This is a genomic window from Streptomyces sp. NPDC007875, assembly GCF_042868035.1.
GTDB classification, from domain to species: domain Bacteria; phylum Actinomycetota; class Actinomycetes; order Streptomycetales; family Streptomycetaceae; genus Streptomyces; species Streptomyces antimycoticus.
Genome location: NZ_JBIADZ010000006.1, coordinates 130273 through 150888 on the forward strand (window position 1 = coordinate 130273; position 20616 = coordinate 150888).

Genomic DNA, 20616 nt, shown 5'->3' on the forward strand with positions numbered 1-20616 from the left:
GACGGTGTCCACGAAATACCGCGTCATTGCCGGAATCTCGGCCGCCTGCGGACTGCTGCTGGCGGCTTCGGGCGCCGCGCACGCCGAGGTCGAGCCGGGCGGCTGGTCGTCCGAGTCGCCGGGGTTCAAGGTGCAGGAGCGGGGGTGCGGGCAGGTCGACAACCTCACCTTCACCCTCACCTGCTCCACCGCGAGCGGGGACCAGCGGGCCGAGCGGCGCTATGACACCTACACCGGGGGGACCCACCAGTTCGAGGGGTACTTCCGGGTCACCAGCATGGGCGGCACCCGGATCAGCCTGAAGCAGACGTTCAACGACACCGACGGCGACGCCGGTCCGTACTTCATGCTCGCGGTCGAGCGGGGCGGGCGGCTGTACGCCGTGCACGGCGGGGACACCCTGTCCAACGCCGGGACGGTCGGGGCCACGGTGCGCGTCAACACGGTGCACGAGGTGGGCAAGAAGCACCGTACGTACATCAACGGCTCGCTCAAGCACACTGTGGACAGCCCCGGCGGCAGTTTCTACGACAAGTTCGGGGCATACCGCACCAGCAGCGGCAACGGCCCGGCCACCGTGGTGTGGACCAACGTGAAGTTCTGGCGCAAGTGAGCGGCTCGGTACGCGCCCTGGCGGCGGCGGTTCTCGCCGTCGCCGGGCTTTCCGGACTCAGTGGGTGTGCCTCCCCGGATGCTCCCCGGGAGCCCCGGACCGGCACCGTGCTCACCGTCACCCGGGTCTCCCCCGTCGATGCGAAGCTGAGCTGGCACGGGAAGGCTCCGGGCGCCGCGGGGCGGATCGTGGAGTTCGCGACCGAGCCCCGGGGGCCCTGGACGATCCTCACCTACGCCCCGCTCGGCCAGACCACGTACCGGCACCCGGATCTGATACCGGAGACCCACTTCTCCTACCGGGTGCGGCCGTACTACGGACCCGCGTCCCGGCCGGTGGACGTCGCGCTGCCGAAGGGTTCGTTCACCAAGGCGGAACAGCGCGAGGAGCACACATGGGCGCCGCCGCGCACCATCCGGCGGGCCGGTGTCCGCACCAGCCCCGCCCGGCGGCCCTCCGCGGCCCCGACCGATCTGCGCGCGAAAATCATGCACGCCAACGGCATCCGGTTCACCTGGACCGACCATGCCGAGGGCGAGCAGGGCTATCTGCTGGAGGACCGGCCGCGGGGCGGCGGCTCCTTCCGTCCGGTCGCCGTGCTCGACCCGGACATCAACTCCTTCGGGCTGATCACCCTGCCGAACGAGAAGCGGGCCTCCTACCGGGTCCGGCCGGTCACCTACGGCGAGCGGTCCAACATCGCCCGGCTCACCACCGGCGAGCGGCCGGCCGGGCGCGGCTGAGCGGCGCCGCCTCAGTTCCCTGAGCGCCGCCGCCTCAGTCCCCGATGTCCGCCGGGGACCGGGAGAGCACCTCCGGCACCGGAGTCTCCCGCGCCCCGGCGATGAGGACATCGAAAGCCCAGGCCAGCCGGTCCTGGGGGGACCCGGACAGCAGCCGCGGGCCGAGCGCGGCGATATGCGGATGAGTCCGCGGTGAGACGTCCCGCACCACCGTGGCGAGCGCCTGCCAGTCCGCCTGGTCCTGGGGGGCGTCGCCGGGGACGCGGTGGGCGTGCTCGGCCGCGGTCGCGGTGGCGTGCTGCATCAAAAGGTCGAGCAGCCACGCGGCCCGGTCGGACTCGAGGCCGCCCTCGTCCAGCAGCGCCAGCAGCGCCTCCACCAGATCCAGGTAGTGCTTCCCGAAGGGGCGGGCCACCAGGGCGGACTGGGCGAGACCGGGGTGCTCGAACAGCACCGAGGTGTACGAGGTGAGGATCCGCACCAGCCGGTCGCGCCAGTCGCCGTCCGCCCCGGCCGGGCTCAGGTCGACCCCGCCGAGGAGCTCGTCCAGGACCGCCGCGTGCAGCTCGGCGATGTTGCGGACGTAGACGTAGAGCGAGGCCGGCCCGGTGTCCAGCTCCTTGGCCAGACGGCGCATCGTGACCCGCTCCAGGCCCTCGGCCCGCATGAGTTCGACCGTGGTGGCGATGATGCCTTCCCTGGTCAGGGCCGGTTTCGCCGGACGTTCCCGGCGGCTCCGCGGGGCGGTGGGATGCGCTGTCATGGCGCCATCGTACCCGCTGGCGAACGCGTTCCTGACAAACCTGTTCGTGACGAACGCGTTTGCCACGAACGCGTTCGTCGCCCTACGCTCGTCCCATCCGCCGGGCACCGGCGTCGAGCCAGGGAGGCATCGCCATGTCCACAGCACCGCGTATCGCCATCGTCGGAGGAGGGCTGGGCGGGTTGACCCTGGCGCGCGTTCTGCACGTCCACGGCATCCCCTCGACCGTCTACGAGCTGGACGCCTCGGCGACCGCACGCGACCAGGGCGGCTCACTGGACATGGATCCGGAGTCCGGGCAGCAGGCGCTGCTGCACGCCGGTCTGCTCGAGGAGTTCCGGCCGCTCAGCCGCCCCGAGGACGGCGAGCTGCGGCTGCTCGGCAAGGACGCCACCGTCGGCTTCCGCATCCCCGCGCCGGAACCGGGCGAGCGAGACGAGGGAGAAGAGCGGCCCGAGATCGACCGCCGGGCGCTGCGGGACCTGCTGCTGGGCTCGCTGCCCGAGGGGACGGTCCGCTGGGGCCACAAGGTGCGCGCGGTGGCCCTCGGCACGGCGGGGCGGCCCACGCTCACCCTGTCCGACGGCCGGACCGTCGAGACGGATCTGCTGGTCGGCGCGGACGGGGCGTGGTCCAGGGTCCGGCCCCTGGTGTCCGAGGCCGACCCGGTCTACTCCGGGGTCGCGTTCGTGGACTGTCTGCTGCACGACGTCGACGCCCGGCACCCCGCCGTCGCCGAACTCGTCGGCCGGGGAACGATGTTCGCCCTGGCGGACGAGAAGGGGCTGATCGCCCAGCGCAACGGCGGTGACCGCATCCGCGTCTACGCCGCGGTCAAGGCGCCGGAGGAGTGGAGCCGTTCGGGCCTGATCGACCCGGCGGACCCGGTGGCGGCCAAGAAGCGGCTGCTGGATCTCTTCCCCGACTGGGACGAGGGGCTGCGCGCCCTGATCGCCGACAGCGACGGCCCGCCGGTCCCCCGGCCCATCCACGCCCTGCCCATCGGCCACCGCTGGGACCGGACGCCCGGCGTCACGCTCCTGGGCGACGCGGCCCACCTGATGTCCCCCTTCGCGGGGGCGGGCGCCAACCTCGCCATGCTCGACGGCGCGGAACTCGCCCTCGCCCTCGCCACCCACGACGACCTGGAGACGGCTCTGAACGCCTACGAAACACCCATGTTCCCGCGCGCCGAAGAGGCGGCCGCACAATCCGCCGACAACCTCACCGGCTTCTTCCACCCGGACGGCCTGCGGATCGCGTGCGACACCTTCGTCGCGCTCGCGTCCGGCGGTGAGACCCGATGACCACCCACCAGACCACCGGATTCACCATCGAGCCCTACCCCGGCCTTCCCCTGACGGTGCGGGACGTGGGCGCGGGCCGGCCCGTGCTCGTGCTGCACGGCGGCGGCGGACCCGCCTCCGTGACCGGCATCGTGGACCACTTCGCCGCCACCTCCCGGGTGCTGGCGCCAACCCATCCGGGCTGGGAGGACACCCCGCGGCCCGAGTGGTTCTCGGACGTGGGCGACCTCGTCGAGACCTATCTGGACCTGCTGGACGACCGCGACCTGCGTGATGTCCTGGTCGTCGGCGTCTCCTTCGGCGGCTGGATAGCCGCCGAAATGACCGTGCGCGACCGGGCCCGCCGCATCGGCGGGCTGGTCGTCATGGGCGCCTTCGGACCGCACGTCGAGGGGCACGACCTGCAATTCCCCACCGCCCCGCCCGGCCCGCCGCCCGGTCAGGGCTCCGGCACACCGGCACCGCGCCGGGGTCCGTCGCCCGCGGCCCTCCAGGCGATGGTGGCCTACGCGGGCCCGACAAGGTCCGATCCGAAGCTGCTGCACCGGCTCGCCCGGGTGGGCGTGCCCGCCCTCGCGGTGTGGGGGGAGAAGGACACCGTCGTCCCGCCCGACTACGGCCGCGCGTACGCCGCCGCCATCCCGGGGGCGCGGTTCGAGCTGATCCCGGGCGCGGGCCACATCCCCACCCGGGAGGCCCCGGAGGTCACGTTCGCCGCGATCGACGCCTTCTCTGCCGCCATCGGGCAGTAGCGGCCAGCCTTCAGCCACCTGTCAGGCGGGGCGTCCCAGCTCCTTGCGGAAGAGCTCCAGCACATTGCCGCCGAGGATCTTCTCGACGTCCCCCTCGCAAAGGCCCCTTCGGATCAGCGCCTCGGTCACCAGAGGCAGTCCGCGGGGGCCTTCGAGGTCGGGGACCAGCAGCCGGGCGTACTCGACGTCCTCGCAGCAGGGCGGGGTGGTGTCATCGCTGACCTCCTTGATGAAGTCCGGCCCCAGACCCACACGGCCGACGCCGATCACCTCGGCGATATGGACGATGTGGTCGGCCAGCCGGTCCACCGTGCGGTCGGCCTGGGCGGTGGCCAGGAACTCGCCGAGGAAGTTGACGCACACCATGCCGCCGGTCGCGGCGATCCCGCGCAACTGCTCATCGGTGAGGTTGCGATGGTGGTCCAGGAGCGCGCGGGCGGAGGAGTGGGTGGCCAGTACGGGGCGGGTGGCCAGCTCCAGCACATGGGCGACCCCGGAAGCGCCGAGGTGGGAGACGTCGAAGAGGATGCCCAGCCGCTCCATCTCCCTCAGCGCCCGGACCCCGGCCTCGGTGAGCCGGCTTCCGGTGGCGTCCTCACCGCTGCCGTCGGCCAAGGCGGTGCGGCCCCAGTGGGCGATCGAGGCGATGCGCACCCCGAGGCGGTGGAGGGTCGGGAGGAGTTCGACGTTCGCGTCCAGCCCGGGGGCGCTCTCCAGCGCCAGCACCAGGGCGATCCGGCCGTCGGCGAGCGCGGCGTCGATGTCGTCGCCGTCCAGGCACAGCCGTACCTCGTCGGCGTTGCCCTCGGCGAGGGTGTGGGCGCACTCGATCATCCGCAGCGTCTCGCGCAGCGCGCCCTCGGGGCGGAACCGGTCGTCGATGAAGACCGGCAGCACCTGCACGTCCACTCCGCCCTCGCGCAGCTGCGGCAGCCAGCGCTCCCGGAAGTAGCCGGCCCAGCGGTGCGGTGAGCGGGCGGTGACGGCGATCAGCAGGTCGTTGTGGGCATCGGCGACGACGGCGCGCTGGTGGAGTGCGCGGCTCATAGGGCACGGCTCATGAGGACGACGGTGTCCTTTCGTGGGACGGGAAGCGGCGTCGGTCATCGTGGCGTACGCGCCGCCCACCGGGCCACGGCTTTTCGCCCGGCGCCGGTCCCGCGCGGCCAGGCGCCGGTCCTGCGCAGTCGGACGCCCATCGTCGGCGGTCAGTTGAGAGCGATCAGCCCGATGGCCACCCCCGCGCCGAGCAGCCCGACGGCCTGGGGCCGGGTGATCCGCTCCCGCAGGAACGTCAGCGCGAGCAGCACCGGCACCGCCGGATAGAGCGCGGACAGCACCACCGCCACGGACAGCAACTCCTGCCGGGTGGCCAGCAGATACAGGACGGTCGCCACGGTGCCGAGGACACCCGCCACCGCCGCCGCGGCGACCTCCCGGCGGGGCAGCCGCAGACGGGCGCCGGTCGCGGGAAACAGCGCCAGGATGACGGCCACCGACACGGCCCGGCTGACCACCACCGGCCACCATCCGGCCGTAGCCGGTATCCGGGCCAGCGCGAAGAAGTGCACGGCCAGGCCCACTCCGGCGACCAGGGCCGGGGGCAGCCGGTCGGCCCCTTGCGCCCGCCCGGCCCGGGCGGCGGCCGGTGTCTCCGCCGGACGGGCCTCACCGCCCGGACGGGCCTCACCGCGCTCGCCGCGTGAGACCAGCCAGAGGGCGGGCAGCCCGAGCGCGATCCCGGTGAGCGCCGGGAGCGAGGGCCGGTCGCCGAGGAGGGCGATCCCGGCCAGCACCGGCAGGCCCACCGCCGTGACATCGCTGACCGGCACCACGACGCTCATCGGCCCCTGGTTCATCGACCAGTAGAGGCACGCCACTCCCACACCGGTGCCGAGCCCCGAGAGCGCGCCCCAGGCCAGGGCCGAGGCCGGGGCGGTGGCGCCCTGGGTGAGCAGCACCGGCGCCAGGCTGACCACCGTGCCGCCCGTCTGTGCCCAGGCCGATACCCCGCGCGGACGGATGCCATGCCCCGGCCGACGGGGTGAGAGGATCGGACGGACGGGCCCGAGGGACGGAGGCGGGAGATGCCGGTGGAGATCACCTGGTGGGGGCATGCCACCGCGACCGTGCGGGACTCCGGGGTGCGGGTGCTGACCGACCCCCTGTTCGTACGGCGCCTGGCCCATCTACGGCGCCGCCGGGGGGCCGTGCCACCGGCGACCGCGGCGGTGGCGGACGTGGCGCTGGTCTCGCATCTGCACGCCGATCATCTGCACCCCGGCTCACTGGCCAAACTGCTGCCCGGCACCCGGCTGGTGGTGCCTCGCGGGGCCGGGCGGGCGGTGCCCGGGCTGCGGCGGGTGGTGGCGGCGCGGGGGCTGCGGGTGACCGAGATGGCGCCGGGGGATGTGTGCACGGTCGGCGAGGTGCGCATCCGGGCGGTACCGGCCGAGCACGACGGGCGGCGGCTGCCGTACGGGCCGAGCCGGGTGCCCGCGCTGGGGTATGTGCTGAGCGGCGAGTCGACCACGTACTTCGCGGGCGACACCGGGCTGTTCGACCGGATGGCGGAGGCGGTGGGCGCATGCGATGCGGCGCTGCTTCCGGTGGGCGGCTGGGGGCCCTACCTGGGTCCCGGCCATCTCGACGCGGGCCGCGCGGCACAGGCGCTGGCGCGGCTGGGGGCGCGCTGCGCGGTGCCGGTGCACTACGGGACGTACTGGCCGATCGGGATGGACGCGATCCGTCCGCATGAATTCCACGCCCCCGGCGACGACTTCGTGCGCCACGCCGGGCGGCTGGCCCCCGACGCGGTGGTGCACCGGCTGGGGCACGGGGAGTGCGTCCGGCTGGAGCCCGCCAGGTGATGGGGGATCTGGCGAATCTGGTGGACCTGGCCCGGAGCGTGCCGTCCGAGTCGACCCAGCAGGCGGTGGGGTACCCCTCGCTGTACCTGCTGGTGGTGTTCGGGTCGCTGGTGCCGGTGGTGCCCACCGGTGCGGTGGTCTCCTCGGCCGCGGTGGTCGCCATCCACCAGACCACTCCCCCGCTGTCGCTGCTGGTGGTCTTCGGGGTGGCCTCGCTGGCGGCCTTCTCGGGGGACGTGATGCTCTACTGGCTCGGGCGGCGCGGGGTGGCTTCGAAGAACGGCTCGCGGTGGCTGGAGCGGATCCACGACCACGCGGCACCGGAGCGGCTGGACCAGGCACAGGCGCGGCTGGAGGAGCACGGGGTGGCGGTTCTGGTGCTGTCCCGGCTGATCCCGGCGGGCCGGATACCGGTGATGCTGGCCTGCCTGCTGGCGCGCTGGCCGCTCCGAAGGTTCGCACATGGCGCCGGGCCCGCGGCGCTGGCCTGGGCGGTGACGTATCAGCTGATCGGGATCCTGGGCGGCTCGCTCTTCCCCGAACCGTGGGAGGGGGTGGCGGCGGCCGTGGTGCTGACGGTAGTGATCAGCACGGCCCCCGCGCTGTGGCGCCGCCTACGGCGCCGCGGTGCGGGCGACGCCCGCAGCGAAGCGGCGGGCTGACGCCCTCTCTCCCCGGGTCGCCGTCACACCGGCCACAACGCCGGCCCCCGCGGCGGCCAGCCGACTCCGCTCCTTCCGACCGTGGCGCCCCGCCCCGATCGCTTCGGCGAACGTCGGTCCCAAGGTGACTCAGCCTGTCGAATCCCCTGACCCGATCTCCTTGGGCTGCTCACCCGGCAGAAGACGGTCAACCATTGTCTCTGGCTTCGCTTCCATACCCAGAGCCTTCATCGCGGCAGCCGAATTGAGGCGGTCCTTCGCCTCCGGGTCTTCAACACGGTCGATAAAGGTTGTCGCCACTTCGAGCTTGTGATCGATGTCGATCTTCTTCTCGTTCTCCTCGGCGGCCTTCGTGAGGTTGGCCATGGTGCGCTTCGAGTGCAGCGCCAGCGCGCCACCGCCAACCGTGATCAACCCACCCGTCAGGCTTGTCACCAGCGGTAGATAACTGAGGTCAGGGTTCCCGGCGTGCACAAGTGCCAACACACCCCCCCGCGAGGATGATCAGAGCACCACCGGTCATAAACCACACGCTCAAACGGAACGTCCACTCTGCCTGCTTCAGCGTGTGGTTGAGGAAGTCGAAGTGGAACTTCTGCCGCTGCTTTGCCAGGCTCTCTCCTGCGGCAGGCGGATACACATTCCCTGCGGCGTGATCGCCAATGAAGACGTTATGGACTTCTCCTGCGTGCTGGGTTACTTGCTGTTGCGGCGCGGGTTCCGGGCGCTCCCGCCGGGACTTGGCCACGTTGTTGAACATGGTACAGGTGATGGGCTCCATGATCTTCGCCATGACCTCCGGAGGCAATGCAAACGGAGAGCCGGGTTTCCTCTCCTCTGGCGGTTCGGCTCCACCGTTCGATGTCGTCGCGATCATCCGCCCCCGATCCGCCAACCGGCGCTCTGCCAACTCAGTTCAGAGTAACGCCAGCAGCAGCGGTCAGAAGGGCACACCAGCGCGCTTGGCGAGCTTGGTCAGCCTGGGGTTGCTGCGGCGGTGCAGCGAGGTGAGCACGCGCATCAGTTCTTGGCTGGTCGGGTGGACGCGGGCCATCTCCGGCGCGACGTTCCAAGCCGCTTCGAGCGATTCAAGGGCGCCACTCCTGTCGCCCAGCGCGAGCTTTGACCGGCTGATGTTCATGTGCAGCGGACCAACGCGCGTGGCCGGAAGCGTCAACCCACCCCGGACCAAGTCGTCCGCCGTGTTGAGGGACTCGCGGTAGTCCTCCATGTCGGAAGCCGTCGAGATGACGTGTACGGCCGTGTTCTCGGGCCCAAAGTGGATGCCGTGGTCCTCGATGTCCTCGGGGAATTCCTCAGCCACCTGCCATGCTGCCTCGATGTGCCGTTCGGCGGTGGCTTTCTCCTTGAGCCGACCGGCCAGCGTTAGCCCACGCAGGTGCAGGATGCCCAGACCGTACGCGCGGTCACGTCCCCGCAGCGTCGTCTCGGCCTGAACCACTGCGCGGTCCACGATCGCCAACCCACCAGCGAAGTCACCCGAGTTGAGGAAAGCTCCGGCCTCATCCCGGGCGGCCACCGTGGCGGCGATCGGGTGCGCACGCTCGGCGGCCATTCGCTGTTTCATGACGGCCAGTTCGGCAAGGTGCATCCAGCGGTGCCGGGCGGCCAGCCAATAGACCACCGAGTACGCATCGGCGACGCGGGTCCAGGCGTCGGGCGACTGGGTGGCGTGCGCGCAGTTGGTGGCGTCGGCCAGCACGCCAGGGAGCTTCTGGAGGACCGCCGACAGCTCCGTGCGGTAGCGGTGCTCGTTCAGCTCGGTCAGCTCGCGCGGAAGGTCCTCAGGGTGTGATGGTGGCGTGTCAGGGATGTCGAACCGCCGAATGGCGTAATTAAGGGCGGCAAGGCTCTTCTCGTCCGTGCGCTCGACGGGGGCCGTGCCCAGCAGCTCATCCAGCGTCAAACCCATGGCTTGGGCGAGAGCGGCGGCAATGCCCTGGGTCAGTGCACGGTCACCTACCTCGATCTTGCTGAGCAGCGAGACCGACACACCTGCACGCCGGGCAAGGGCAACCTGGCTGAAGCCGCGCGCCTTGCGGCAGACAGCCACATTCGCACCGGGTCCGGGAATCTTGGTCGCGCTCATAGTGTGCGTCTTCCCCACTCGACTGGCGTTACCTCTCATCCATCGTCTCACTCTCAGCACTCATGCGCCTGCGCCCTGTGCAAGAGGTGTGCAAGTTCGCTTTGCGCGGCGGCAGTTCTCTTGTGTGAGACACATATGCGCAGGTGGGACGAGGGATCATGACAAAGACAAACGAGAAGCCACCGACGGTGCTCAGCCACGGCGATCTGCCGTACCCAAAGGGCACGCTTGTCGAAGACACCGAGACCGGTTGCACAGGCGAGCTGCAAGGCGTGATTGAGGAGCGCGCCAAGGGGACCGGAAAGCTGTTCAGCCAGACGGCGTACATGCGGCCGAAGGGAGGTGGCCTCGAATGGGAAGCCCCTTTGGACCGCATCAGGCCCGCCGACAAGAACGGTTAAGCCTGCCCACCAAGCGCGCTGCCCTGATCGGTCCGGGTGACGTGATCGGCTACGACGGCGAGTGGCGCACGGTCAAGGAGGCGTCGACCACCCAGGGGCCAATGGGCGGGTTAGCCGTCGTGGTCACCTGGGAGGAGGGCGGCACGGCCCGCTTCCCCGCCGGGGACGAACTCATCCTGAAAGGAGCAGACGTCAACTGACCTGCCACTGAGCCCCGCCCCAACTGTTCGGAGCGGGGCTCAGTGACGTTTTGACGAAGGCCGGTCAAAGGCGAAGCACTCTTCGGCAATCAGTAGCAGACCATGCCGCCCGGTGACCGCTTCCGGCTCGCGGTCCAGCATCGCCATCAGCACCCTCGCACTCGTCCAGCTTCGGGTTCGCCAACGACCACAGAATCGGCATTCCGGTTTGGGGTGCACACCAGGTACAGCCTCAGGCCCCGGAAGGAGCGGGAGTGGGAGGCGCAGTATCCGTATCCGGCCCAACCGGCCAGGACCAACCGCTTCACTGTCGGCCTGGACATGCCGCTCAGCACCGGGGTGGAGTCGATGATCCAGTGGTTGTCGAACCAGAAATCGGTTTCCGTCAAAGAGGAGCCGTATCGCCTGCTTGATCAGCGGGAGCGCGGCCCGCAGCCGCTTGTTCCAGCTCGGCCGCTTCGGTACGTACGGGAGCATCGCGCCCAGGCGGGAGCGGACGAACCGCAGCCACCGGGATTCCGAGGTGAGGCCCGACATTGCTTGAGCAACGGCGAGGAAGACGTCTCAGGGCCCGTCAACTACGTTGGCGGCCCAGCCATCGGGTGCCCTGATCTCGTCGTCGATCTTCACATGCAGTGCGGTGAGGGGGTGCCCAGGTCGCTTGCCACAGAACGGTCTTGGACGACCTACGGGTTCCTGGCGCCCTCGAGGTTGGAGATCATCCTGCGCAGCACCTTGAGCGCGGCCACGTACTCCTCGTCGCTGATGCCGTCGTGGACCACAGCACGCAGTTCGGTGACCATTTCGCGCAGCCGCATCCTGGCGGCTTCTCCTGCGTCGGTGAGGTACAGACGATGTTCGGCGTCGGTCCGCAGCCAGCCGCGGTGGAGCAACTGGGCGACGATACGGGGGATCTCATATGGCCCGTCTGCAAGGGGTAACAGCTGGGCAGCTATCTCGTCGCGGCTCGGCGCCGCAGGCCAGTACGTGACGCTGTTGAGTACCCAGTACTGCGGCTGCGTGACGTCGATCCCAGCCATGGCGTCACGCAGATGCCGGGTAACGGCCGCGTGAGCCTGACCACTCCAGTAGCCGATGGGCTGGCTGGCCAGCATGTCGTCGGTGGCAGCCGGATCGGCCGGCGATTGGTCGGTGGCGGCAGTCAGGAAGTCCATGATCACGACGCTACATCCGCGCGCCCAACCTGAACACCGTCGAAGGCCGCATCAACCGCCGTCGCGGTGGCGTCCCCTGCCGCCGCATAGGGCATCCCGCCCTCCCGCGAGGTCTCGGAGGGCACAAGGGAGCGCCCCCGGCCCGGCGCCCGGCGCCGCGTCCCACAGCCCCAGGCGGGTGGCGCCCGGAAGCGGGGTGGCGTCCGGACGCCGATGGCCTCCGGGAAGAGCGGGTCAGCCGTCCAGGCTCAGCACCTCGCGCAGCGCACGCGTCAGCGCGGCCTCCGGGTCGGGCACCGAGCGCTCCACCCGCCAGGCGACGAAGCCGTCGGGGCGGACCAGGACCGCTCCGTCGGGGGCGGTGCCGTGCAGTTCGGCCCAGTCCACGCCCGGTTCGGGGGCGAGTTCATGGTCCGGTCCGTCGCCCACCCGGTAGCAGTCCAGCGGTACGCCGAGGGCGTCGGCGGCGCGGTGGCCCGCCTCGTACCAGGAGGACCCGCCCGGCCCGGTGAGCAGCACACAGGTGCGCTCGTACAGATCGAGGGTGGACAGCCGCACCCCGCAGCGGTGCACCCACATATGGGGCGCGCGGCTGCCCGGCTCGGCCGAGACCGTGAAGTGGTCGGGCACCGCGGACGCGGCGGGGTCGGCGCCGACGACCGCGCCGCGCACATAGCGGTAGCCCATGGCGACGGCCATGACATTGCTCTGCGGGCCCTGGCCCTCGGTGGCGGGCGCCGAATAGCCGGGGTGGCTGTGTTCGGCCGAACGGGCGGCGGCGCGGGCGCTGGTGGCCTGGGCGACCGGGCGCCGCTCCATGCCGTAGCTCTCCAGCAGCCCGGGGCCCGCCCAGCCGCCCATGACGGCGGCGATCTTCCATGCCAGGTTGTGGGCGTCCTGGATACCGGTGTTGGAGCCGAAGGCGCCGGTGGGCGACATCTCGTGCGCGGAGTCCCCGGCGAGGAAGACCCGGCCGTCGGAGTAGCGGTCCGCCACCCGCTCGGCCGCGTGCCAGGGCGCCTTTCCGGTGACCTCGACCTCCAGGTCAGGCATGCCGACGGCGGTACGGATGTGCTGGGCGCAGCGCTCGTCGGTGAACTCCTCCAGCGCCTCGCCGCGCTCGGGGTGCCAGGGGGCGTGGAAGACCCACTGCTCCTGGTTGTCGACGGGCAGCAGCGCCCCGTCGGCCTCGGGGTTGGTGAGGTAGCAGGCGATGAAGTGGCGGTCCCCGACCGCGTCCGCGAGCCGCTTGGCGCGGAAGGTGATGGACACGTTGTGGAACAGCTCGCCGCGTCCGCTCTGCTCGATGCCGAGCGCCTCGCGCACCGGGCTGCGGGGGCCGTCCGCGGCGATGAGGTAGTCGGCGCGGACCGTGGAGCGCCGTTCGGACCTGCGGTCCAGGAGCACGGCGGTGACCCCGTCCGCGTCCTGCTCGAAGGAGATCAGCTCGGTGGAGAACCGCAGATCGCCACCGAGGTCCTGGGCCGCGCTCAGCAGCACGGGCTCCAGGTCGTTCTGGCTGCACAGGCACCATCCGGCAGGGCTGATCCGGGCGGCCTTGCCACCCGGATCCATCTCCCGGAAGAGCCAGTTGCCCTCCGTGCCGGTCAGGGACGGGGTCTGCAGGATTCCGTGGTTGTCGGCCAGGACGGACGCGGCCTCGCGGATCGCGGACTCCACTCCGGCGGTGCGGAACAGCTCCATCGTCCGGATGTTGTTCCCCCGTCCGCGCGGGTGGTGCGAGGTGCGCGGGTGTTTTTCGACCAGTAGGTGACCGATCCCCAATCGGCCCAGGAACAGTGAGGCGGACAGGCCCACCAGGGAGCCGCCCGCGATGAGGACGGGCACACGCTCAGCATTGTCGGCAAGACGGTTCATTGTGCTGCTATGCCCGGTGTTTCCGGGATCTTCCGGGACGCTGACGAGGCGTTCGCTCGGATGGCTCACATATCTCGCGCCATTGGTGGGTGCACCCCACGATCGTCTAACGGGCGGGTGTCCTCGATGCCCGGAAGGACGCGTCCGCGAAATAAGGAGTGGAATATGAGCACCCTGTCCGACATTCCGGAGACCACGGTGAACCAATCGCCGACCACCGTGGAATCCGCTCTCACCGACACCAGATTGCGCGTCGTCTTGCTGGTGCAGGTCAACAGCGGTGCCGAGCAGCGCTTTCTGCGTGCCTATGACCAGTTGTCCCAGCAGGTGGCCGCGGTGCCCGGGCACATCAGCGACCAGCTGTGCCAGTCGATCGAGAACCCCTCCCAGTGGCTGATCACCAGTGAGTGGGAAAGCGCTCCTCCGTTCCTTGCCTGGGTGGACTCTCCCGCGCACCGGGAGATGGTCAAGCCCTTCCACGGCTGCGTCGAGGACACCCGCTCGCTGCGGTTCAGCATTCTGCGGGAGACCCTGACCGCCGGATCCGCGCCGGTCGATGTCACCACCCGAGGTGTCGACGCCGCGCTGCGGGTCGGCGACGGGCTGGTCCGGCAGGCGCTCACCTTCACCGTGAACCCCGGCAGCGAGGACACCGTCGCCAAGATCCTTACCGACTACGCCTCACCGGAGGCACGGGTCGACCAGACCACCCGCCTCTCCCGCACCTCCGTCTTCATGAGCGGCAACCGGGTCGTACGGGCCGTGGAGGTCAAGGGCGATCTGACGGCGGCGCTGCGCTTCGTGGCCCGGCAGCCGGAGATCAAGGCCGTCGAGGAGGCCATCAATCCGTATCTGGAGGAGGACCGTAACCTCGACGACCCCAGCTCCGCACGGGAGTTCTTCGCCCGGGCCTCGCTTCCGGTGGTCCACCACATGACGGCCGGCGGCCCGCGCCCCGCCCAGGGCGTCCACCGGCACGCCCTGCTCTACCCGGTCAAGGCCGGCTGCGGACCGGCGGTGGCCAGTCTGCTGGCCCGGCAGGACGAGCTGGCGGTGAACAAGGAGATGACCGCCGAGCAGTCCGCCAAGACCCTGCTGAGCAGCACCATCTTCCAGCGTGACGACATCGTGGTCCGGCTGGTGGACCTGAGCGTGCCGCTGGACCGGCACCCCGCCATGGCGGCCGGTGTGACCGGACGGCGGGCGGCCGCGGTGCTGGGCCGCCTGCTCGACCTCGGGGCGGATGGGGCGGTGATCGACCTGTCCGTCGAGGACGGGCTGCGCCGCTTCCTCGCCGACTGCGACATGACCCCGATCACCGACCGCCAAGCGGCGGTCCACTGACAACCCTCTCCCCTTCGCACCTTCCCACCCCCTGTGGCGCGGACCGCGCAACGCTACCTGGAGGAACTCATCATGACCACGCAGTCCCCTCTCGTCGTCGACCTCGCCGCGGTCGCCCCCAACCGCCGGCGCGGTGGCGATGTGCGCGCCATGCTCACGCCGACCCTGGTGGGCGCCACCAGCGGCTTCATGGGGATGGCCATCGTGGGGCCCGGTGAACGGGTCACCGAGCACTACCACCCGTACTCCGAGGAGTTCGTATTCGTCGTCAGCGGCGATGTGGAGGTGGACCTGGACGACGTGGCGCATCCGCTCGGCCCCGACCAGGCGCTCCTGATCCCCATCAACGTGCGGCACCGGTTCCGCAATGTGGGCACCACCGAGGCCCGGATGGTCTTCCACCTCGGCCCCCTGGCGCCGCGCCCCGAGCTCGGCCATGTGGACACGGAGTCCGCCGAACCCGCCGAGGCGACGTCGTGACCCGACGGGTGGTGGTCACCGGGCTCGGTGTCGTCGCCCCCGGGGGTGTGGGCGTTCCGGCGTTCTGGGACATGCTCACCGCTGGCCGTACGGCCACCCGCAACATCACGCTCTTCGACGCGGAGCGGTTCCGCTCCCGGATCGCCGCCGAATGCGACTTCGACCCGGTGGCCGGCGGTCTGACCTTCGAGCAGATCGAACGCTCGGACCGCTATGTGCAGTTCGCCCTGGTGGCGGCGAAGGAAGCGGTCCGGGACTCCGGGCTGGACCTCCAGGCGCTCAACCCCTGGCGGATAGGGGTCTCCCTGGGCAGCGCGGTCGCCGCCTCCACCCGGCTGGAACAGGACTACGTCAAGGTCAGCAATGCCGGAGAGCACTGGGATGTGGACCACCGCAAGGCGGGCCCGCATCTGCAGCACGCGTTCTCACCGAGCGCGCTGTCCTCCGGGGTGGCGGAGCTGACCGGTGCGCAGGGCCCCGTGCAGTCCGTCTCCACCGGCTGCACCTCCGGTCTCGACGCGATCGGATACGCCTTCCAGGCGATCGAGGAGCGGCGGGCCGATGTGTGCATCGCCGGGGCCGCGGACTCGCCGATCACCCCGCTGACCGTGGCCTGCTTCGACTCGATCAAGGCCACCTCGGCGAACAACGACAACGCGGCCACCGCCTCCCGGCCGTTCGACGCCCACCGGGACGGCTTCGTCCTCGGCGAGGGCGCCGCCGTACTGGTCCTGGAGGACCTGGAGCACGCCCGGGCCCGAGGGGCGCGGGCCTACTGCGAGTTCCGGGGCTTCGCCACCTACGGCAACGCGTACCACATGACCGGTCTGACGCGGGAGGGGCTGGAGATGTCCGAGGCGATCGACCACGCGCTCGGCCACGCCCGCGTCAACAGCGACGAGATCGACTACGTCAACGCGCACGGCTCGGGCACCAAGCAGAACGACCGGCATGAGACGGCGGCCGTGAAGCGGTCCCTGGGCGAGCACGCGTACAAGACCCCCATGAGCTCGATCAAGTCCATGGTGGGACATTCGCTGGGGGCGATCGGCGCCATCGAGGTGGTCGCCTGTGCCTTGGCCCTCGCCCATGGCGTGGTGCCGCCGACGGCCAACTACGAGACCCCCGACCCCGAATGCGACCTCGACTATGTCCCGCGCACCGCCCGCGCCCTGCCGCTGCGCAATGTGCTGTCGGTCGGCAGCGGGTTCGGCGGCTTCCAGTCCGCGGTGGTGCTGGGCCGGACGGACGGGAGGGCGACATGAACGCGGCGATGAACACCCGGAACCGGGGCGCGGCCATCACGGGCATCGGTGTGATCGCCCCCAACGGGGTGGGCACCGACGCCTTCTGGAAGGCGACCCGGGAGGGGATCCCCTGCCTCGACCGGATCTCCCGCGAGGGCAGCGGGCACTTCCCGGTCCGGATCGGCGGCCAGGTCCGCGGCTTCGATCCGGGGTCGATGATCGAGGAGCGCTTCCTCGTCCAGACCGACCGCTTCACCCACTTCGCGATGGCCTCGGCCGATCTCGCGCTGGACGACGCCCGGCTGCCGGTGGACGACATGTCGCCGTTCGCGATCGGCGTGGTGACCGCCTCCGGTTCCGGGGGCGGCGAGTTCGGCCAGCGCGAGCTGCAGCAGCTCTACGGCAAGGGGCCGCGCTATGTGGGCCCGTACCAGTCCATCGCGTGGTTCTACGCGGCCAGCACCGGCCAGGTCTCCATCCGGGGCGGCTTCAAGGGCCCCTGTGGAGTGGTGGCCAACGACGAGGCCGGCGGTCTGGACGCGCTCGCGCACGCCCGCCGGTCCATCCGGCGGGGAGCGGACGCGATGGTGGCCGGCGCCTCCGAGGCATCGCTGGCGCCGTACTCCATCGTCTGCATGCTCGGCTGGGACGAGCTCAGCCGGGCCCGCGACGCGGGCCGGGCCTATCTGCCGTTCACCGAGGACGCCTGCGGATTCGCGCCCGGGGAGGGCGGGGCGATGCTGGTCGTGGAGGAGGAGGGGGCTGCCCGGCGCCGCGGGGTGCGGATCCGGGGCTTTATCGCGGGGTACGGCTCGACCTTCACCGGGGCCTCCCGGTGGGAGCGGTCCCGGGAGGGGCTCGCCCAGGCCATCCGCGTCGCCCTGGAGGACGCGGAGTGCGCGCCCGAGGAGATCGACATGGTCTTCGCGGACGCGCTCGGCGTGCCCGAGGCCGACCGCGCCGAGGCGCTGGCGATCGCCGACGCCCTCGGACCGCACGGTACCCGGGTCCCGGTGACCGCGCCGAAGACCGGTTTCGGCCGGGCGCACTGCGCGGCCCCCACGCTGGACGTGGTGGCCGCCGTGCTCTCCATGGAGCACCGCGTCGTGCCCCCGACCCCGTACGTCACCGACGTCTGCCATGAGCTCGACCTGGTCACCCGCAGCTCCCGCCCCGCCGAGCCGCGGACGGCGCTGGTGCTCAGCCGAGGGCTCATGGGTTGCAACGCGGCGCTCGTGCTCCGCGGACCGGAAGGAGATTACTGATGTCCAGTCAACTGTCCTATGGGGAACTGGCCACGCTCATGAAGCGCTGCGCCGGGCTCACCGTCGACCCGGACACGATGCAGACCCGGCCGGACTCCACCTTCGAGGAGTACGGCCTGGACTCACTTGGCCTGCTCGCCATCGTCGGTGAGCTGGAGAACCGGTACGGCACCCCGATCGAGCCGGGTGCCGAAAGCTGCAAGACCCCCGGGGACTTCCTCGACGTCATCAACACCTCACTTACCTCAGGAGCATGAAGATGGCAGGCCACACCGACAACGAGGTCATGATCAAGGCGCCGTTCGACCTCGTCTGGAACATGACCAACGACCTGGAGAACTGGCCGCAGCTGTTCAGCGAGTACGCCTCGGTCGAGGTGCTCCAGCGGACCGGGGACACCACCACCTTCCGCCTCACGATGCACCCCGACGAGGACGGCAAGGTCTGGAGCTGGGTCTCGGAGCGGGAGACGGCCCGCGATGTGCGCACGGTATGGGCGCGCCGCGTCGAGCCCGGCCCCTTCGCGTACATGAACATCCGCTGGGAGTACGAGGAGGAGTCCGAGGGCACCCGCATGCGCTGGACCCAGGACTTCGAGATGCGGCCCGACGCGCCGGTCGACGACCCCACGATGACGGACCACATCAACCGCAACTCCCGTATCCAGATGGATCTGATCCGGGACAAGATCGAGCAGCGGGCCCGGGAGACGGTGAGGGCATGAGCATGTACCGCACCATGATCGTCGCCAAGATGCAGCGGGACGCGGCCCCCCAGGTGGCCAAGATCTTCGCGGAGTCCGACCGCGGCGAACTCCCCAAGCTGATCGGCGTCACCGGCCGCAGTCTCTTCCAGTTCGGCGACGTGTATCTGCATCTGGTCGAGGCCGACCGGCCGCCGGCCACCGAGGTCACCAAGTACGCCAAGCACCCGGAGTTCCGCGACATCAGCGCCCGTCTCCAGCCGTATATGCAGGCGTACGACCCGGCGACCTGGCGCGAACCCAAGGACGCCATGGCGCATGAGTTCTACCGCTGGGAGCGCGACGCGGGCTAGCGGACGCCTCCCGCCGCACGGGGCCGCCGACGGAGTTCACCTCCCGGCGGCCCTTTCCTTATGCCCCGTCAGCGAAAATCTCACACTACTGGGCTCATCGGAATGATGTCTTCCGAAAAGGTGAAAGGGCGTCAGTCCATTCGCGCGGCAAATGAGTGATCATTGCGCTTATCTACACCCAGAGGGCTTACAACCGAGCAGATCGCGGGCCGCGCCGAGTGGCAGGGGGAGCCCTCTTCGCTGACGGTGGACAAGACGCCGATGCGATCCCTTTATCTGGCAAATAGTCAGTATCGCGACGGCGCCGGAAGGAATGACTCATGCGATCTACTCGCGCACTCTTCACCGGGGCGGCGATTGCCGCCACCCTGACCCTGGGCGCCCCCGCCGCCGCGTTCGCCGCCGACGTCTCGGACCCGGGCGGTCACGGTGGGTACTCGAGCAGCCAGGAGTCCTCCGAGGACGGCTACGGCCAGGGCGGCAGCTCCTGGAAGGACAAGGACGACCACGGCCGCGAGGACGGCCGGGAAGACCACGGCAAGGAAGAGATGAAGGGCAAGGACGAGGGCGGCGAGCGCGACTGGTCCTCCTCTCACGGCAAGGACGAGGGCCGCGACTTCGACCACGGCAAGGACGAGGGCCGGGAGCGCGACCACGAGTGGGACGGCAAGAAGGACGACCACGACTGGTCCGGCGGCGGCTGGAAGGACCACGAGAAGGGCGACAAGCCGCGCGGTGGCGTCCACACCGGTGGTGGCGGCATGGCCACCACGGGCAGCGGCATGGCCGCCGGCTCCGTCCTGCTCCTCGGTGGTCTGGGCGCCGGCGCCTACGCCCTGCGTCGCCGCAAGCCGACCGGCACCGCGATCTGAGCCTGACGCTTTCGTAATTCCGTGCTGCCGTGGCACCTCCGCCGAGCGGTGGTGCCACGGCAGCGCCACGAGCACTGTGAAAAAGCGGCTGTGAGAAAAGCACCGCGAGAATGACACCGAAAGGCGCTGTGAGAAAGGCGAACATCCCTATGGGAAAGCCGGCCAAGCAGGGCGCTGCCGACAGCAACACCCGCATCCTCCGCTGGGCCGCCGCGTCGGCCCTCATCGGCGTATTCCTCATCTACAACTCCGTCGACGCCGCCTCCCAGAACACCCCGGTGTCGGCCCGGCCCACGGCCAGCGCCCCGGCGTCCATCTCCGAACCGGAGACCGACACTTCGGCCGAGGACGACTACGCGGACTCCCCGGAGTCGACGGCCGCGCCCGAGTCCCGTCCCGGACCCGCGCTGCCGCGCTCCCCCGCGTCCCATCTGGACATCCCCTCGATCGGCGTGAGCGCGCCCTTCACCCCCCTCGCGCTGGATGCGGCGGGTGTGCTGGTGCCGCCTCCGGACACCGAGCAGAACCTGGTGGGCTGGTACGAGGGCGGCCCCTCCCCCGGTGAACGCGGCAACGCCATCGTGGCCGGGCACGTGGACACCAAGACCGGCCCGGCGGTGTTCGCCACCCTCAGCCAGCTCAAGCCGCAGGGCAAGGTGGCCATCACCCGCGAGGACGGGATCGTCGCGACCTTCGTCGTCGACAAGATCAAGACGTTCAAGAAGAACGCCTTCCCGGACCAGAAGGTGTACGGCGACACCCCCAATGCCCAGCTGCGGCTGATCACCTGCGGCGGGGCCTATGACCACACGGCCAAGGACTACACGGCCAATGTGGTGGTGTTCGCGCACCTCAGCTCGTACCGGTACAGCTGACGG

Annotated in this window: 25 protein-coding genes; 17 read left to right on the top strand and 8 right to left on the bottom strand. The window is 70.5% G+C overall.

The window, feature by feature from the left end:
- The first annotated feature begins 4 nt into the window (after window positions 1-4).
- Window positions 5-613, top strand: a complete 609-nt coding sequence (locus ACFYOY_RS15180; protein WP_388587379.1) for a hypothetical protein — start codon at window positions 5-7, stop codon at window positions 611-613.
- Window positions 610-1356 carry a fibronectin type III domain-containing protein gene (locus ACFYOY_RS15185; RefSeq protein ID WP_351878363.1) on the top strand — a complete coding sequence of 249 codons (747 nt, stop codon included), beginning with the start codon at window positions 610-612 and terminating at the stop codon, window positions 1354-1356. The genes ACFYOY_RS15180 and ACFYOY_RS15185 overlap by 4 nt, the downstream gene beginning before the upstream one ends.
- 34 nt (window positions 1357-1390) lie before the next feature.
- Here ACFYOY_RS15185 and ACFYOY_RS15190 read toward each other — a convergent pair whose 3' ends face one another.
- Window positions 1391-2119 carry a TetR/AcrR family transcriptional regulator gene (locus ACFYOY_RS15190; protein WP_388587381.1) on the bottom strand — a complete coding sequence of 243 codons (729 nt, stop codon included), beginning with the start codon at window positions 2117-2119 and terminating at the stop codon, window positions 1391-1393.
- 134 nt (window positions 2120-2253) lie between these two features.
- Between ACFYOY_RS15190 and ACFYOY_RS15195 the strand changes: the two genes are divergently transcribed.
- Both ACFYOY_RS15195 and ACFYOY_RS15200 read left to right on the top strand, forming a co-directional pair.
- Window positions 2254-3426, top strand: a complete 1173-nt coding sequence (locus tag ACFYOY_RS15195) for an FAD-dependent oxidoreductase (protein WP_388587384.1) — start codon at window positions 2254-2256, stop codon at window positions 3424-3426.
- Window positions 3423-4178, top strand: coding sequence for an alpha/beta hydrolase (locus ACFYOY_RS15200; RefSeq protein WP_351878372.1), 756 nt, complete (start codon window positions 3423-3425; stop codon window positions 4176-4178). Before ACFYOY_RS15195 ends, ACFYOY_RS15200 begins: the two co-directional genes overlap by 4 nt.
- A 21-nt stretch (window positions 4179-4199) precedes the next feature.
- Here ACFYOY_RS15200 and ACFYOY_RS15205 read toward each other — a convergent pair whose 3' ends face one another.
- Together ACFYOY_RS15205 and ACFYOY_RS15210 are read right to left on the bottom strand one after the other, a co-directional pair.
- Window positions 4200-5225 (bottom strand): dipeptidase, encoded by a 1026-nt coding sequence (locus tag ACFYOY_RS15205; protein ID WP_388587387.1) that lies wholly within the window; start codon window positions 5223-5225, stop codon window positions 4200-4202.
- Window positions 5226-5386: 161 nt separating this feature from the next.
- Entirely contained in the window at window positions 5387-6367 is a 981-nt protein-coding gene (locus ACFYOY_RS15210) for an EamA family transporter (protein WP_388587390.1), read from the bottom strand.
- Between ACFYOY_RS15210 and ACFYOY_RS15215 the strand changes: the two genes are divergently transcribed.
- Together ACFYOY_RS15215 and ACFYOY_RS15220 are read left to right on the top strand one after the other, a co-directional pair.
- Complete coding sequence (locus ACFYOY_RS15215) at window positions 6266-7048, top strand: MBL fold metallo-hydrolase (protein WP_351878381.1); 783 nt, start codon at window positions 6266-6268, stop codon at window positions 7046-7048. The two genes, ACFYOY_RS15210 and ACFYOY_RS15215, sit on opposite strands and share 102 nt — an antisense overlap.
- Window positions 7048-7710, top strand: coding sequence for a DedA family protein (locus ACFYOY_RS15220; protein WP_388587393.1), 663 nt, complete (start codon window positions 7048-7050; stop codon window positions 7708-7710). The genes ACFYOY_RS15215 and ACFYOY_RS15220 overlap by 1 nt, the downstream gene beginning before the upstream one ends.
- A 129-nt stretch (window positions 7711-7839) precedes the next feature.
- On the opposite strand, the gene ACFYOY_RS15225 is transcribed toward ACFYOY_RS15220, so the two are convergent.
- From ACFYOY_RS15225 to ACFYOY_RS15235, 3 genes are all read right to left on the bottom strand, one after another.
- Complete coding sequence (locus ACFYOY_RS15225) at window positions 7840-8145, bottom strand: hypothetical protein (RefSeq protein ID WP_388587396.1); 306 nt, start codon at window positions 8143-8145, stop codon at window positions 7840-7842.
- 19 nt (window positions 8146-8164) lie between these two features.
- Entirely contained in the window at window positions 8165-8503 is a 339-nt protein-coding gene (locus ACFYOY_RS15230; RefSeq protein ID WP_388587399.1) for a hypothetical protein, read from the bottom strand.
- Window positions 8504-8650: 147 nt separating this feature from the next.
- Entirely contained in the window at window positions 8651-9820 is a 1170-nt protein-coding gene (locus ACFYOY_RS15235) for a helix-turn-helix domain-containing protein (RefSeq protein WP_388587401.1), read from the bottom strand.
- Between the two features lie 158 nt (window positions 9821-9978).
- Here ACFYOY_RS15235 and ACFYOY_RS15240 point away from each other — a divergent pair, with 158 nt between their 5' ends.
- Complete coding sequence (locus ACFYOY_RS15240) at window positions 9979-10221, top strand: hypothetical protein (protein ID WP_351878395.1); 243 nt, start codon at window positions 9979-9981, stop codon at window positions 10219-10221.
- On the top strand, window positions 10173-10421 hold the full coding sequence (locus ACFYOY_RS15245) for a hypothetical protein (protein WP_388587404.1): 249 nt from the start codon (window positions 10173-10175) through the stop codon (window positions 10419-10421). The genes ACFYOY_RS15240 and ACFYOY_RS15245 overlap by 49 nt, the downstream gene beginning before the upstream one ends.
- Window positions 10422-11107: 686 nt before the next feature.
- On the opposite strand, the gene ACFYOY_RS15250 is transcribed toward ACFYOY_RS15245, so the two are convergent.
- Both ACFYOY_RS15250 and ACFYOY_RS15255 read right to left on the bottom strand, forming a co-directional pair.
- Window positions 11108-11596 carry a MarR family winged helix-turn-helix transcriptional regulator gene (locus ACFYOY_RS15250; protein WP_388587406.1) on the bottom strand — a complete coding sequence of 163 codons (489 nt, stop codon included), beginning with the start codon at window positions 11594-11596 and terminating at the stop codon, window positions 11108-11110.
- Between the two features lie 234 nt (window positions 11597-11830).
- Entirely contained in the window at window positions 11831-13474 is a 1644-nt protein-coding gene (locus ACFYOY_RS15255; protein WP_388587409.1) for an FAD-dependent oxidoreductase, read from the bottom strand.
- Between the two features lie 165 nt (window positions 13475-13639).
- Here ACFYOY_RS15255 and ACFYOY_RS15260 point away from each other — a divergent pair, with 165 nt between their 5' ends.
- The 9 genes from ACFYOY_RS15260 (at window position 13640) to ACFYOY_RS15300 (ending at window position 20613) form a co-directional block, all read left to right on the top strand.
- Window positions 13640-14818, top strand: a complete 1179-nt coding sequence (locus ACFYOY_RS15260) for a SchA/CurD-like domain-containing protein (protein ID WP_351878407.1) — start codon at window positions 13640-13642, stop codon at window positions 14816-14818.
- Window positions 14819-14890: 72 nt separating this feature from the next.
- Window positions 14891-15298 carry a cupin domain-containing protein gene (locus tag ACFYOY_RS15265; RefSeq protein ID WP_351878410.1) on the top strand — a complete coding sequence of 136 codons (408 nt, stop codon included), beginning with the start codon at window positions 14891-14893 and terminating at the stop codon, window positions 15296-15298.
- The gene (locus ACFYOY_RS15270) at window positions 15295-16563 is read left to right on the top strand and encodes a beta-ketoacyl-[acyl-carrier-protein] synthase family protein (protein WP_351878413.1); all 1269 of its coding nucleotides are present in this window, start codon (window positions 15295-15297) and stop codon (window positions 16561-16563) included. Before ACFYOY_RS15265 ends, ACFYOY_RS15270 begins: the two co-directional genes overlap by 4 nt.
- Window positions 16560-17810: a ketosynthase chain-length factor gene (locus ACFYOY_RS15275; protein WP_351878416.1), complete on the top strand. Its 1251-nt coding sequence runs from the start codon at window positions 16560-16562 to the stop codon at window positions 17808-17810. The genes ACFYOY_RS15270 and ACFYOY_RS15275 overlap by 4 nt, the downstream gene beginning before the upstream one ends.
- Window positions 17810-18067: an acyl carrier protein gene (locus ACFYOY_RS15280; protein ID WP_014055766.1), complete on the top strand. Its 258-nt coding sequence runs from the start codon at window positions 17810-17812 to the stop codon at window positions 18065-18067. Before ACFYOY_RS15275 ends, ACFYOY_RS15280 begins: the two co-directional genes overlap by 1 nt.
- A gap of 2 nt (window positions 18068-18069) precedes the next feature.
- Window positions 18070-18534 (top strand): SRPBCC family protein, encoded by a 465-nt coding sequence (locus ACFYOY_RS15285; RefSeq protein WP_014055765.1) that lies wholly within the window; start codon window positions 18070-18072, stop codon window positions 18532-18534.
- Between the two features lie 2 nt (window positions 18535-18536).
- Entirely contained in the window at window positions 18537-18866 is a 330-nt protein-coding gene (locus ACFYOY_RS15290; RefSeq protein ID WP_351879523.1) for a TcmI family type II polyketide cyclase, read from the top strand.
- A 320-nt stretch (window positions 18867-19186) separates the two neighbouring features.
- On the top strand, window positions 19187-19738 hold the full coding sequence (locus tag ACFYOY_RS15295) for a hypothetical protein (RefSeq protein ID WP_351878419.1): 552 nt from the start codon (window positions 19187-19189) through the stop codon (window positions 19736-19738).
- A gap of 149 nt (window positions 19739-19887) precedes the next feature.
- On the top strand, window positions 19888-20613 hold the full coding sequence (locus ACFYOY_RS15300; protein WP_351878422.1) for a class F sortase: 726 nt from the start codon (window positions 19888-19890) through the stop codon (window positions 20611-20613).
- Window positions 20614-20616: the final 3 nt, after the last annotated feature.

Bases quoted from the DNA above. Each gene is read 5' to 3' on its own strand.
- ACFYOY_RS15240 (WP_351878395.1), top strand. From the start codon at position 9,979: ATGACAAAGACAAACGAGAAGCCACCGACGGTGCTCAGCCACGGCGAT.
- ACFYOY_RS15190 (WP_388587381.1), bottom strand. From the start codon at position 2,119: ATGACAGCGCATCCCACCGCCCCGCGGAGCCGCCGGGAACGTCCGGCG.
- ACFYOY_RS15200 (WP_351878372.1), top strand. From the start codon at position 3,423: ATGACCACCCACCAGACCACCGGATTCACCATCGAGCCCTACCCCGGC.
- ACFYOY_RS15265 (WP_351878410.1), top strand. From the start codon at position 14,891: ATGACCACGCAGTCCCCTCTCGTCGTCGACCTCGCCGCGGTCGCCCCC.
- ACFYOY_RS15235 (WP_388587401.1), bottom strand. From the start codon at position 9,820: ATGAGCGCGACCAAGATTCCCGGACCCGGTGCGAATGTGGCTGTCTGC.
- ACFYOY_RS15195 (WP_388587384.1), top strand. From the start codon at position 2,254: ATGTCCACAGCACCGCGTATCGCCATCGTCGGAGGAGGGCTGGGCGGG.
- ACFYOY_RS15250 (WP_388587406.1), bottom strand. From the start codon at position 11,596: ATGGACTTCCTGACTGCCGCCACCGACCAATCGCCGGCCGATCCGGCT.
- ACFYOY_RS15260 (WP_351878407.1), top strand. From the start codon at position 13,640: ATGAGCACCCTGTCCGACATTCCGGAGACCACGGTGAACCAATCGCCG.
- ACFYOY_RS15295 (WP_351878419.1), top strand. From the start codon at position 19,187: ATGCGATCTACTCGCGCACTCTTCACCGGGGCGGCGATTGCCGCCACC.
- ACFYOY_RS15205 (WP_388587387.1), bottom strand. From the start codon at position 5,225: ATGAGCCGCGCACTCCACCAGCGCGCCGTCGTCGCCGATGCCCACAAC.
- ACFYOY_RS15290 (WP_351879523.1), top strand. From the start codon at position 18,537: ATGTACCGCACCATGATCGTCGCCAAGATGCAGCGGGACGCGGCCCCC.
- ACFYOY_RS15230 (WP_388587399.1), bottom strand. From the start codon at position 8,503: ATGGCGAAGATCATGGAGCCCATCACCTGTACCATGTTCAACAACGTG.
- ACFYOY_RS15215 (WP_351878381.1), top strand. From the start codon at position 6,266: ATGCCGGTGGAGATCACCTGGTGGGGGCATGCCACCGCGACCGTGCGG.
- ACFYOY_RS15285 (WP_014055765.1), top strand. From the start codon at position 18,070: ATGGCAGGCCACACCGACAACGAGGTCATGATCAAGGCGCCGTTCGAC.
- ACFYOY_RS15220 (WP_388587393.1), top strand. From the start codon at position 7,048: ATGGGGGATCTGGCGAATCTGGTGGACCTGGCCCGGAGCGTGCCGTCC.
- ACFYOY_RS15210 (WP_388587390.1), bottom strand. From the start codon at position 6,367: ATGGGCCAGGCGCCGTACGAACAGGGGGTCGGTCAGCACCCGCACCCC.
- ACFYOY_RS15275 (WP_351878416.1), top strand. From the start codon at position 16,560: ATGAACGCGGCGATGAACACCCGGAACCGGGGCGCGGCCATCACGGGC.
- ACFYOY_RS15280 (WP_014055766.1), top strand. From the start codon at position 17,810: ATGTCCAGTCAACTGTCCTATGGGGAACTGGCCACGCTCATGAAGCGC.
- ACFYOY_RS15300 (WP_351878422.1), top strand. From the start codon at position 19,888: ATGGGAAAGCCGGCCAAGCAGGGCGCTGCCGACAGCAACACCCGCATC.
- ACFYOY_RS15245 (WP_388587404.1), top strand. From the start codon at position 10,173: ATGGGAAGCCCCTTTGGACCGCATCAGGCCCGCCGACAAGAACGGTTA.
- ACFYOY_RS15255 (WP_388587409.1), bottom strand. From the start codon at position 13,474: ATGAACCGTCTTGCCGACAATGCTGAGCGTGTGCCCGTCCTCATCGCG.